We start from the raw sequence: 13322 nt of genomic DNA, 5'->3' as shown, positions 1-13322 counted from the left end.
GAAAAATATGAAAACAAATACAATGAGCTATAAGGTAAAGCAGTATTTGCTTTTCGCAGGTATATCAACAGTGATATTCGCGTGCGTAGTAATTATACCTTTTATTTATGGTTTATATCTTACATTCACTAGCTGGGATGGTGTATCACGCAATAAGCCATTTGTTGGACTTACAAATTATGTAAACGCTTTTGGTGATGCAGGATACTGGACATCTCTTGGACGTACATTTATCTATTCAGCAATCGCTGTTATCTTGGTAAATGCAGTGGCTTTTATTATTGCTTATATGGTAACAAGCGGAATTAAAGGTCAGAATTTCTTTAGAGCAGGTTTCTTTGTTCCAAACCTTATCGGTGGTATCGTACTCGGTTATGTTTGGAAGTTTGTATTTAACAAAGCTTTGGTTTCGATTGCAGGTTCAATTGCTTCAGGCCAGGCTAAATCACTCCTTGCAACAGAGCATGGGGCAATAGCAGCACTTATCATCGTATCTGTTTGGCAGTACGCTGGTTATATGATGCTTATCTATGTTGCAGGTTTCATGAGTGTATCAGAAGATGTTATTGAGGCGGCTAAAATTGATGGCTGTACAGGAACACAGTCAATCATTCACATATCAATTCCACTTATGACAGCATCCTTTGTACAGTGTTTGTTCCTTACAATCACAAGATGCTTCATGGTTTACGATGTAAACCTTTCATTAACAAATGGTGATCCATACGGTAGCTCAGCTCTTGCAGCTATGCACGTATACAACCAGGCATTTGTTAACAAAAACTATGGTACAGGTCAGGCTGAGGCACTTATCCTCTTTATCATCTGTGCAGTAATCGGTGGAATTCAAGTATACGTTGGTAAGAAAGGGGAGGTGCAGGCATAATGGAAAACGAAAAGGCAGCACGCAATAAAAAAATAAGACACGCCCTTATGATTGTTTTTCTTTCAATCTTGTTTGTGGCATTTGTATTCCCTTTCATTATGGTAATCATCAATGTGTTCAAGGTGAAGGCTGATATCACAGCAAATCCTTTAGCACTTATTGGTAGACATGGATTTACTTTAGAGAATTTCCCAAATGCAATTAAGAAGATGAATTTCTTCCCATCATTTGGTAATTCACTTTTCATCACAATTCTTTCTACAATCGGAACAATCATTTTATCATCAATGACTGCTTACCTTATTGTTAGAAATAATTGGAAGGCTAATAAGATCTTATTTGTTCTTATGATTGCATCAATGGTAATTCCATTCCAGGTACTTATGATTCCTCTTGTATCACTTTATGGTGGAATCTTCGGAGTACTTAATCACAGAGTTACATTGATTCTCATGCATATTGGTTTTTCACTTTCAATGGCAACTTTCATGTTCCATGGAAGTATTCATACTAATGTACCTATCTCTCTTGAAGAGGCAGCTACAATCGATGGATGTAACAAATGGCAGATTTTCTCACAGATTGTTTTCCCAATCTTGAAGCCAACAATTGCCACAGTAGCAATTATTGATGCTATGGCATTCTGGAACGATTATCTCCTTCCATCTCTTGTACTTGGACGCAAGGAATTATATACTATTCCTATCGCAACAAAGGTATTTTACGGTACATATTCTACAGACACGGGTCTGATTATGGCAGCATTGTTGCTTGCAATGTTACCAATCCTTCTCCTTTATCTCTTCTTACAGAGATATATCGTTGAAGGAATTACAGCGGGAGCAGTTAAATAACAGGAGGATTTTGATGGCGACACTTAAAGACGTGGCAGCAGAATGCGGACTGACTGTCACAACTGTATCCAGGGTTTTAAACAATAGGGGGTATATTAGCGACGAAACACGTAAGAAGGTATACGCTGCTATGGATAAGCTCAATTATAAACCCAACGAAGTTGCCAGATCCCTCTCAAAAAAAACAACAAATACAATTGGGGTTATTGTACCTCACATTAGGCACCCTTATTTCTCGGAGATGATTAGCAACATAGAAAATGCTGCTAGTAAAAAGGGATATAAGATTATACTTTGTAATACCAAGGGGAGAAATAATAAAGAAAAAGAGTATCTAGACATGTGCACCAGCAACAGAGTAGCGGGAATTATTCTCTTTTCTGCAAGCGTTGCAGTGCAAGAATTTACAGATAGCAACATTGCTCTTGTCACTGTTGAGCGTTTCGTTGAAAACGGTACTGCGGCCGTTGAATGCGACAATAGACAGGGCGGCGAGCTTGCTGCTAAGCATTTGATTGAATGCGGTTGTAAACGATTATTGATGGTCAGTGGTGTTTCTGAAAATTCGATGCCAGCAGATGACAGAGCACTTGGCTTTGAGGACATATGTAAGCAAAATGATGTCCAGTTCAAAATCATGCAAACCAGCATTGGTCAATACAACAGTTTAGATTATCACGATTTGCTGGAAGGAGCCTTGGAGCTTGACGATGAAATCGACGGAGTATTCGCAAGTTCAGATTTAATTGCTGCACAGGTTCTTCAGGTCTGCGCGAAGATTGGTAGAAAGGTTCCTGAGGATTTGAAGTTGGTAGGCTTTGATGATGTTATGATTTCTCAAATCACTGATCCACCAATTTCAACCATCCACCAGCCTATAAAGGAGATGGCAGAGACAGCTGTAGATATGGTTATTGCGGCTTCAGAAGGCAAGACAGTACCAAAACGCACTTTGCTTCCAGTTACCCTAGTTAAACGTGAAAGCACGTAATTCGTAAATACGAAAGCTGAGTTATGAAATATTCGTAGCACTCCACACATGTGGGGTGCTCTATTATTATAGTAAGTTGGTAAGTCACAAGCTCTAATATTTCTCAAGTGAAGCTTTCTTCAGCTGAACGGAGAAATCATTAGACTTGTGACTGTAACCAACGTATTTAAAGTATTGTTAGCACTCGTATGCGTAGAGTGCTAATTTTTTATTGACTTTGATTTTCCGTAGTATTATCATATCTTTTAGTGAAATAAATGCTGTAACTAACAAGCTATAATATTTCTTAAGCGAAGCTTTCTTCAGCTGAGTGTAGAAATCATTATGCTTGTTAGTGTAACAGCATGTAGTACATAGAAGGAGTGAGGATAATGAGTAATAAAAAAGGTAGTTTATCAATTACAAGTGAAAATATTTTTCCAGTAATTAAGAAGTGGTTATATTCAGATCACGATATTTTTTATAGAGAGCTTATTTCAAATGGTTGTGATGCCATCACAAAGCTTAAGAAGCTAGATATGATGGGAGAGTATTCTCTTCCACTTGATTACAAGGCAAAGATTCAGGTCATCGTTAGCCCAGAGGACAAGACACTTACTTTCATCGATAATGGTCTTGGTATGACAGCTGACGAAGTAGATGAGTACATTAATCAGATTGCATTCTCAGGTGCAACAGACTTCCTTGAGAAATACAAGGACAAGGCTGATTCAGACCAGATTATCGGACATTTTGGTCTTGGGTTCTATTCTGCATTTATGGTTGCAGATGAGGTTCACATTGACACACTTTCTTATAAAGAAGGTGCAACTTCAGTTCATTGGGAGTGTGATGGTGGTACAGAGTTCGAAATGGGCGATGGTGACTGGGATCAGGTCGGAACAAAGATTACTTTATTTTTAAATGAAGACTGCCTCGAGTTTGCAAATGAGTATCGTGCACGTGAGGTTATCACAAAGTACTGTTCATTTATGCCTACAGAGATTTATCTTTCTAAGAAAGATGCTCCAGAGGAATATGAGACTATCGATGCAGCTGACAAGAGAGACACAGATAAGGTCATCGAAGAGATTCATGAGGAAGCAAAATTCGAAGAAAAGGAAAATGAAAATGGAGAGAAGGAGCAGGTAGAAGTTTCTCCTGCAAAAGACAAGCTTAAGATTGTTAAGCGTCCAGTTCCTCTCAATGAGACACATCCACTTTGGACAAAGTCTCCATCAGAGTGCACAGATGAGGATTACAAAGCATTTTATCGTGATGTATTCCATGATTATAAGGAGCCACTTTTCTGGATTCACCTTAACATGGATTATCCATTCAATCTTAAGGGTATTTTATACTTCCCTAAGATTAACACTGAGTATGATTCAATTGAAGGCATAATCAAGCTTTATAACAACCAGGTATTTATCGCTGACAACATTAAGGAAGTTATTCCAGAGTTCTTAATGCTCCTTAAGGGTGTTATTGATTGCCCAGATCTTCCACTTAACGTATCTCGTTCAGCTCTTCAGAATGATGGTTTCGTTACAAAGATTTCTGAGTATATCACAAAGAAGGTTGCAGACAAGCTTACTGGTATGTGCAAAACTGAAAAGGAATCTTACGAGAAGTATTGGGATGACATTGCACCATTCATCAAGTTTGGTTGCTTAAAAGATAACAAGTTCTGTGATAAGATGAACGATTATATCTTATTTAAAGATATTAACGATGCTTACATCACACTTCCAGAGCTTCTTATTAAGGAAGAGGAAAAAGCTACTGACGAAAATGGTGAAACAGTTGAGGCTGAGGTTGTTGACGAAGCAAAGGATGCTGATGACAACAAGGCTCCAGAGGATACAAGAAAGACAGTTTATTACGTCACAGACCTTCAGCAGCAATCACAGTATGTAAATATGTTCAAAGATCAGGGACAGAACGCAGTTATTCTTGACCATGCTATCGATACCTCATTCATCACTCAGCTTGAGCAGCGTAATGAGAATTACAAGTTCTGCCGTATCGATGCAGATGTTACAGATACAATGGTAGAAGAGACCTCAGAGGATGAGCTTAAATCAGAGACAGAGACTCTTACAGAGGTATTTCGTAAAGCATTAGGTAACGAAGGCCTTGAGGTTAAGGTTGAGAAGTTCAAGAACAAGGATGTTTCTTCAATGCTTACTGTATCTGAGGAAAGTCGTCGTATGCAGGATATGATGAAGATGTATGCTATGGGCGGAATGGATATGGGTATGTTTGGTTCTGCATCAGAGACACTTGTACTTAATGCAAACAACGACCTTGTTCAGTATATCTTCAACAACAAGGATTCAGAGAATGTTCCAGTATTTGCTGCACAGCTCTATGATCTTGCAAAGATTGCAAATGCTCCACTTTCTCCAGAGGCTATGACAGAATTTGTAGCACGTTCTAATAAGATTATGATGTTGTTAGCAAAATAATCACTGGTAATAACCGGTATTTAAAATTCATATTTCTATAACGGCAGACGGAAAGGTCTGCCGTTTTTTTAATATTCAAAATTTTACATGTGTATTATCAAACAACTTAAATCGTTTTCGTGAAATTTTGTGATTAAACTGTGATGAAATTGTTGCATTTCGTGTTCGGCTAATTTATATTATTGTCATAGGGGAGGAGTTCGGGGGAAAAGTATGGCGACAGCTAGTATAAAAAAATGGTGGAAAAATGCTATCGTTTATCAAATCTATCCACGTTCTTTTTGCGATAGTAATGGTGACGGAATAGGCGATATTCCTGGGATCATTTCTAAATTGCATTATCTTAAGGAGTTGGGCGTTGACGTTATTTGGTTAAGCCCTATTTATCCAAGCCCAGGCTATGACAATGGCTATGATATTTCTGATTATAAGGGCGTAAATCCAGAATTTGGCACAATGGAAGATATGGAACGACTAATAAGCCGTGCCAAGAGAATGGGTATTAAAATAATATTAGATTTAGCTATCAACCACACCTCAGATGAGCACGAGTGGTTTAAGAAGGCTGTGGCTGGTGACCCTAAATATAGGGAATACTATTATTTTAAGACTCAATCAGGCAATAAAAAGCCTAATAATTGGCATTCTTTTTTTGGTGGTCCAGCCTGGTCAAAAGCTGAAAACGGAGATTATTATCTACATCTTTTTAGTAATAAACAGCCAGATTTAAACTGGCATAATCCTGATGTATATAATGAGATAGCAGATATAATGCGTTTCTGGTTAGACAAGGGGATTGCTGGATTTAGATGTGACTTGGTAAATATAATTTATAAAGATACATTGGACAATGGCAAAAGACGACTATCCCTCACGGGAAAAGAGCACTACCTTAACACTGAAGGGTGTCACGAGCTTTTAAAAAGGTTCTACAAGGATGTATGGTCCAATTACAAGTCTTTTATTATTGGTGAAGCAGTTATGGTTTCTCCAGAGGATGCAAAGCTTCTATGTGATGAGGATAGGAATGAGCTGAATACACTTTTCTTCTTCGAGCATATGGATGTTGATGCCAGATGGAACAAGTGGGTTAAGCGACAATACAAGCCTTATAAACTGGTTAAGGTCCTTGATAAGTGGCAAAACGCTTTGGAAACTCCATCAAATTATTTGGAGAACCACGACAATATTCGTTCAGTTAATCATTTTGGAAATACAAAAGAGTATTGGGAAAAGAGCGCAAAGCTTTTGTGTGGTCTAAACCTATCTTTAAGAGGAATTCCTTTCATATATGAAGGGGAAGAAATAGGTATGACCAACGGAGATTTTAGAGGTCTCCGTGATATTCGAGATATAGAATCCTACAGTATTAATCAATCCCTAAAGAAGATGTTTTTAGGACACTCCTTAAGAAGAAAGATTATACTTAGAACCAGTCGTGATAATGCCAGAACGCCGGTTCAATGGGATAGTTCGGAAAATGCAGGTTTCACGGAGGGCAGCCCATGGCTAAAGATTAATGAAAACAAGTCATACATAAATGTAAAACGAGAGCTTGAGGATGAAAACAGCATATTATCCTTCTATAAAAAAATGATAGATTTCAGAAAGAACTCAAAGGGGCTTTCTGAAGGAACCTATAGAAGGGTAGCTTCTCCAAATGATGTGTATATTTTTACACGTGAATCACAGGAAGAACGGCTTTACATATACTGTAATCTTTCGAGCTACAATAAAAACGTGGAATTTTACGGTGACAGAATAATCTTTGGGAACTACGATGAAGACGAGCAAATTTTAAATTGTCTCAAACCATATGAATATCGCATCGTGGCTTCTAATATATAACATGTTGAACACTTAATAAAACCACCGGCTTTTGCTGGTGGTTTTTGATTTTTATCTTGCCTGATTAATGATAATAATATAATATTAACTAATTGAAATTAAATAAGCTTAATAGAAGGAAGTAAGTATGAGAAACATAGGATTTAGTAACGAAAAGTACACTGAGATGCAATCAAAGAGAATTCGTGAGCGAATCGATCAGTTTGGAGGAAAGCTTTATCTTGAATTTGGAGGAAAGCTTTTTGATGATTATCACGCTTCCCGCGTTTTACCAGGCTTCAAGCCAGATGCTAAAATCACAATGCTGAAGGAGCTTGCTGATAAGACAGAAATAGTTATTGCTATAAAGGCAGGCGACATTGAAAAGAACAAGGTTCGTGGAGATATAGGCATAACTTACGATATGGATTTATTAAGACTTATTGACGCCTTCACAAGCTATGGCCTTTACGTAGGTTCAGTTGTTCTTACTCAGTTTGCAGAGCAGCCATCAGCAGTGGCATATGAGAAGAAACTTAAGGCTTTAGGTCTCAAGGTATTTAGACACTATATTATTCCAGGTTATCCATCTAATATTCCTTTTATTGTTTCAGATGAAGGTTTTGGAAAGAATGATTACATCGAGACAACACGTCCACTTGTAGTTATTACAGCACCAGGACCAGGAAGTGGTAAGATGGCCACATGTCTTTCTCAGCTTTATCATGAATCAAAGCGTGGTGTAAAAGCTGGATATGCTAAATTCGAGACTTTCCCAATTTGGAATCTTCCATTAAATCATCCAGTAAATCTTGCTTACGAGGCAGCTACAGCAGATCTTAACGATGTAAATATGATTGACCCATTCCACTTGGAGGCTTATGGAGATACAGTAGTAAACTACAATAGAGATGTTGAAGTATTCCCAGTGCTTAAGGCAATGTTTGAAAAGATTTCAGGAGAGTCACCATACAAATCACCTACAGATATGGGTGTAAACATGGCCGGAAATGCCATTATAGATGATGAGGCATGTAGAAACGCCTCTAATCAGGAAATTATTCGCCGTTACTACGAAGCTGCAGTTGCAAGACGTAAGGGCGAAGGAAGCGATTCTGCAATCCAGAAGCTGGAGCTTTTAATGGAAAAAGCAGGCATTTCAGTGGCAGATCGTCCAGTTGTTTCAGCTGCTAACATTAAGGCAGAACAGACTGGTGTACCATGTGCAGCTATAGAGCTTTCTGATGGTCAGATTATTACAGGTAAAACCTCTGAAATGTTAGGTGCATCTTCAGCTATGATGTTGAATGCCCTAAAGCATTTTGCAGGTATTCCTGACGAGATTAAGTTGATTTCTCCAGAGACACTTACACCTATCATGAATCTAAAGACAAATTATTTAGGAGATCACAATCCTCATCTTCATTTAAATGAGCTCTTGATTGCTCTTTCAATGGAGGCCATTAGCAGTGAAAATGCTAGAAAGGCATACGATTGTCTTCCTGAACTGGTTGGTTCAGAAATGCATTCATCAGTTATTCTTTCATCAGTTGATGTTAGTGTCTTTAAGCAGCTTGGTGTTCACCTTACCTGTGAGCCACGCTACGAAGGCAACAAGCTTTATCACAACTAATATAAAAATATACTAAAAAAGAGCCCCAAGTAGGCATCAAGCTCTTGTATCTCTCAAGTGAAGCATGTTAGCTGAACTGAGAGATATAAGGCTTGTAGCCGTAACTTGTGGGCTCTTTGTATTATTAGTATTGTGTTATGCTTCTTTTTTATCTAAATTCTTATTAGCTGTAGAAAGCATAAGCTTAATTCTATTAAGCTGGTTTACTTCTGATGCACCTGGATCGTAGTCGATGGCTACAATGTTTGCGCTAGGGTGCTCATGACGAATTCTCTTAATAACACCCTTTCCAACAACGTGATTTGGTAAGCATCCAAATGGCTGAATACATACGATGTTGCTTGCACCGGTTTCAATAAGCTCAAGCATTTCACCTGTAAGGAACCAACCTTCACCAGTCTGGTTACCGATTGATACGATATCCTTAGCTTGTTCTGCAGTATTGTGAATATAAGCAGGAGCAGTGAAGCGCTTAGACTTATTAAATTCGTCTCTAGCGGCACTTCTAAGCCATTCAAAGAACTTGATTCCAATATCACAAGCAATACGTGTCTTCTTGCTTGAACCAAGATTTTCTTCCTTGAAGGTTGCGTCGTAGAAGCAGTAGAGAAGGAAGTCTGTTAAATCTGGAATAACAGCTTCAGCACCTTCTTGCTCTAACAAATCAGCCAAGTGATTGTTGGCTGCAGGAAGGAACTTAACAAGAATCTCTCCAACAATACCAACACGTGGCTTTGTTAAACCTTCAATAATTGGAAGATTATCAAAGTCTCTAATCATCTCTCTACACATCTTCTTAAACTTTCTATGAGAAAGAATCTTTTTATTAGAGATGAAATCAATAATCTTTTCCTTCCACTTTTCATGAAGCTCATTTGTAGAGCCTGGCACAGCTTCGTAAGGACGAACTCTGTATATACAACGAAGAAGGATATCTCCAAAGGTGAGTGCGTATAAACCGTGCTGAATCAAGCTTGGTGAAAGCTTAAATCCAGGGTTGCTCTCTAAACCGCTAAGGTTTAATGAAATAACTGGAACATCTGGATAGCCTGCTTTTGCAAGAGCACGTCTTATGAATCCAATGTAGTTTGATGCTCGACAGCCACCACCAGTCTGAGAAATCAAAAGGGCAGTTCGGCTCATGTCAAACTCACCAGTGTCGATAGCAGCCATAAGCTGACCAACAACCATAAGTGATGGATAACAAGCATCGTTGTTTACATATTTAAGACCAACATCTACGCAAGTACGTGTTGGGATGTCTGGAACCACAAGATTGTATCCAGCAGCGTTAAAGGCTGGCTCAATCAAATCAAAGTGGACAGGAGACATTTGTGGACAAAGAATTGTGTAATTCTTCTTCATCTCCTCCGTAAATACGATACGGTTATAGTTTGCTGGAACGATTTTACGTTCCTGCTTTTTCTTTTTCTTAACACGAAGAGCAGCAAGAAGTGAACGTACTCGAATTCTTGCAGCACCAAGGTTGTTTACTTCATCAATCTTAAGGCAAGTGTAAATCTTACCAGAGTTTGTAAGGATATCAGCTACCTGATCTGTTGTAACAGCATCAAGGCCGCAACCAAATGAATTAAGCTGAATCAAATCAAGGTTGTCATGCTTCTTAACATAGTTTGCTGCAGCATACATACGAGAGTGGAACATCCACTGGTCCATAACAATAAGAGGACGCTCAACCTCACCAAGGTTTGAAATGGAATCCTCGGTAAGAACTGCAATGCCATAGCTGTTAATAAGCTCAGGAATACCATGGTTAATCTCTGGATCCACATGATATGGACGACCAGCAAGGACGATACCGTGCTTTCCTGTTTCCTTAAGATACTGAAGAACCTCAGCACCCTTAGCATACATATCATTTCTGAAATGTTCCTGTTCAGTCCAAGCAGCTTTTGCAGCGGCTCTAACCTCTGATTCTGGTAAATTAAATTCTTCTTTAAATACTTTAACAAGCTGTCCAGCAAGGATTTCTTCGCTAGTAAAGGCCATAAATGGATTTAGGAAGCGAACCTTACCACTAGTGATTTCATCTACGTTGTTCTTGATGTTTTCAGCGTAGGATGTAACGATAGGACAGTTGTAGTGGTTGTTAGAATCTGGGAACTCGTTTCTTTCGTATGGAATACATGGATAGTAAATGAAATCAACGTTTCCTTCGTTAATGAGCCACTGAACGTGTCCGTGAGCAAGCTTTGCTGGGTAACACTCAGACTCTGATGGGATAGATTCGATTCCAAGCTCGTAAACCTTTCGGTTTGAACGAGGAGATAAAACGACTCTAAATTTCAAAGCCTTGAAGAAGGTAGCCCAGAATGGGTAGTTTTCATAGAGGTTAAGAACTCTAGGAATACCAACAGTTCCTCGTGTCGCTTCTTCCTCAGATAGAGGCTCGTAATCAAATAATCTGTTGTACTTATAATCGTAAAGGTTTGGAATGTTTTCCTTATTTTTAACTCCGCCAGCACCCTTTTCACATCTGTTTCCAGTGATGAATGAACGTCCACCAGAGAAACGGTTGATAGTAAGGAGACAGTGGTTAACACAACCCTGACAACGAGTAAGCTTTGTATCAAAAGTAAGGTTGTTAATCTCTTCGATGCCAAGTGTAGTGGTGGTAGGATTTTCTTCGTAACGCTCCTTTGCAATAAGTGCACAACCAAAGGCACCCATAATACCTGCAATGTCAGGACGAACAACATCCACACCTGCAGTCTTTTCAAGAGAACGAAGAACGGCGTCATTGTAGAAGGTACCACCTTGAACAACAATGTTTGTTCCAAGCTCTGACGCATCAGAAAGCTTAATAACCTTAAACAATGCATTCTTTATAACTGAGTAAGCAAGACCTGAAGAAATGTCTGCAACTGAAGCACCTTCCTTCTGTGCTTGCTTAACCTTTGAATTCATAAATACAGTACAGCGTGTTCCAAGGTCGATTGGGTTGAGAGCGAAGAGTGCTTCCTCTGCGAAATCCTGCACGCTAAAATCAAGGGACTTAGCGAAAGTTTCGATGAAGGAACCGCAACCTGAAGAACATGCTTCGTTAAGCTGTACACTGTCTACAACACCATTCTTAATGCGGATGCATTTCATATCCTGACCACCAATGTCAAGGATACAATCAACATCTGGATTGAAGAATGCAGCTGCATAATAGTGAGCGATTGTCTCAACCTCACCGTCATCAAGCTGAAGTGCAGCCTTTAAAAGAGCCTCGCCATAACCTGTAGAGCATGAATGTACAATATGTGTATCCTCAGGCATGATAGAATAAATCTCTTTCAAAGCCTTGAGAGATGTAGCAAGTGGGCTACCGTTGTTGCTTGAGTAGAAGGAATAAAGAAGTGTTCCATCCTCACCAACAACAGCAAGCTTTGTAGTGGTAGAACCAGCATCAATACCAAGGTACGCGTTGCCATGATAGTTTGCTAAATCTCCCTTCTTGACCTCTGCCTTAGCGTGTCTATCCTTAAAAGCTCTAAAGTCTTCTTCAGATTCAAATAATGGCTCAAGACGAGCTACCTCAAACTCCATCTTAATTCCATCAGAAAGCTTATCAATAAGGTCGTCCATAGGAACATGGCTTTCTTCCTTTGAATTAAGGGCAGAACCGATGGCAGCAAAAAGATGAGAGTTGTCCAAAAGAAGAGCATGGTCTTCATCTAATTTGAGAGTACGAATGAAGCTTTCTCTAAGCTGATCCAAGAAGTGAAGAGGACCACCAAGGAAAGCAACATGACCACGGATTGGCTTACCACATGCAAGACCAGAAATTGTCTGGTTAACTACAGCCTGGAAAATTGATGCAGAAAGGTCTTCCTTTGAAGCACCTTCGTTAATAAGAGGCTGAATATCTGTCTTTGCAAAAACGCCGCAACGGGCAGCGATTGGATAAATAGCCTTGTAATCCTTAGCATATGTATTAAGACCAGGAGCGTCTGTCTGAAGGAGAGAAGCCATCTGATCAATAAAGGAACCCGTACCACCGGCACAGATACCATTCATACGCTGCTCAACATTACCATTTTCAAAATAAATGATTTTGGCATCTTCACCACCAAGCTCGATGGCAACATCTGTCTGTGGAGCATAATGAGTGAGAGCTGTTGAAACAGCGATAACTTCCTGTACAAATTCTACGCCAAGATGCTTAGCAAGGGTGAGTCCGCCGGAACCTGTAATCATAGGTCGAACCTCAATCTGACCAAGTGCTGACTTAGCTTGGGTTAACAAATCTGTGAGAGTCTGCTGGATATTAGCAAAGTGTCTCTGATAATCTGAAAATAACAGATTGTTCTCGTCATCCATAACGGCAATTTTTACAGTGGTAGAGCCGATATCAATACCGAGTTTAAATAGATTCTTTTCCATAATTCTCAATTCTCCTAACCTGACTTTTTCTAAGGAAAAAGCTGGCCTTAAAGGCCGGATCAGGTGTTTTTCTTCTTATTAAAATGCAAATTTTGCAACTTTCCATATTATAATTGTTACGAGGTAAATATACAATAAACAAAAATTACAAAGTGTTAAAATTTCAGGCTTCCCCTTGAGGAGAAGCTGTCACCGAAGGTGACTGATGAGGTGTAAAAAAATTTTTGCTTTACATTTATTCAGCCCTGTTGTAATATTTGAAAGTACAAGGCGTACATTTTTTGTGAGA

At 39.1% G+C, this 13322-nt stretch carries 7 protein-coding genes; 6 read left to right on the top strand and 1 reads right to left on the bottom strand.

Features of this window, described 5'->3' with window-relative positions:
* The first annotated feature begins 7 nt into the window (after positions 1-7).
* The 6 genes from BLR54_RS07895 (at position 8) to BLR54_RS07870 (ending at position 8641) form a co-directional block, all read left to right on the top strand.
* On the top strand, positions 8-886 hold the full coding sequence (locus BLR54_RS07895) for a carbohydrate ABC transporter permease (RefSeq protein WP_090419233.1): 879 nt from the start codon (positions 8-10) through the stop codon (positions 884-886).
* The gene (locus BLR54_RS07890; protein WP_090419230.1) at positions 886-1740 is read left to right on the top strand and encodes a carbohydrate ABC transporter permease; all 855 of its coding nucleotides are present in this window, start codon (positions 886-888) and stop codon (positions 1738-1740) included. Before BLR54_RS07895 ends, BLR54_RS07890 begins: the two co-directional genes overlap by 1 nt.
* Positions 1741-1753: 13 nt before the next feature.
* Positions 1754-2731 (top strand): LacI family DNA-binding transcriptional regulator, encoded by a 978-nt coding sequence (locus BLR54_RS07885; protein WP_090419227.1) that lies wholly within the window; start codon positions 1754-1756, stop codon positions 2729-2731.
* Positions 2732-3102: 371 nt separating this feature from the next.
* Positions 3103-5181, top strand: a complete 2079-nt coding sequence (gene htpG, locus BLR54_RS07880) for a molecular chaperone HtpG (RefSeq protein WP_090419224.1) — start codon at positions 3103-3105, stop codon at positions 5179-5181.
* Between the two features lie 213 nt (positions 5182-5394).
* Positions 5395-7029: a glycoside hydrolase family 13 protein gene (locus BLR54_RS07875; protein ID WP_090419221.1), complete on the top strand. Its 1635-nt coding sequence runs from the start codon at positions 5395-5397 to the stop codon at positions 7027-7029.
* A 127-nt stretch (positions 7030-7156) separates the two neighbouring features.
* Positions 7157-8641 carry a DUF1846 domain-containing protein gene (locus BLR54_RS07870; RefSeq protein ID WP_090419218.1) on the top strand — a complete coding sequence of 495 codons (1485 nt, stop codon included), beginning with the start codon at positions 7157-7159 and terminating at the stop codon, positions 8639-8641.
* A 135-nt stretch (positions 8642-8776) separates the two neighbouring features.
* On the opposite strand, the gene BLR54_RS07865 is transcribed toward BLR54_RS07870, so the two are convergent.
* On the bottom strand, positions 8777-13033 hold the full coding sequence (locus tag BLR54_RS07865; RefSeq protein WP_090419215.1) for a 2-hydroxyacyl-CoA dehydratase: 4257 nt from the start codon (positions 13031-13033) through the stop codon (positions 8777-8779).
* Positions 13034-13322: the final 289 nt, after the last annotated feature.

The organism is Pseudobutyrivibrio sp. YE44 (assembly GCF_900104335.1).
Classification (GTDB): domain Bacteria; phylum Bacillota; class Clostridia; order Lachnospirales; family Lachnospiraceae; genus Pseudobutyrivibrio.
This window is presented reverse-complemented; position numbering and strand designations above follow the sequence as displayed.

Excerpts from the sequence above, each read along its gene's own strand:
- BLR54_RS07870 (WP_090419218.1), top strand. The coding sequence starts at position 7,157 with ATGAGAAACATAGGATTTAGTAACGAAAAGTACACTGAGATGCAATCA.
- htpG (WP_090419224.1), top strand. The coding sequence starts at position 3,103 with ATGAGTAATAAAAAAGGTAGTTTATCAATTACAAGTGAAAATATTTTT.
- BLR54_RS07885 (WP_090419227.1), top strand. The coding sequence starts at position 1,754 with ATGGCGACACTTAAAGACGTGGCAGCAGAATGCGGACTGACTGTCACA.
- BLR54_RS07875 (WP_090419221.1), top strand. The coding sequence starts at position 5,395 with ATGGCGACAGCTAGTATAAAAAAATGGTGGAAAAATGCTATCGTTTAT.
- BLR54_RS07895 (WP_090419233.1), top strand. The coding sequence starts at position 8 with ATGAAAACAAATACAATGAGCTATAAGGTAAAGCAGTATTTGCTTTTC.
- BLR54_RS07865 (WP_090419215.1), bottom strand. The coding sequence starts at position 13,033 with ATGGAAAAGAATCTATTTAAACTCGGTATTGATATCGGCTCTACCACT.
- BLR54_RS07890 (WP_090419230.1), top strand. The coding sequence starts at position 886 with ATGGAAAACGAAAAGGCAGCACGCAATAAAAAAATAAGACACGCCCTT.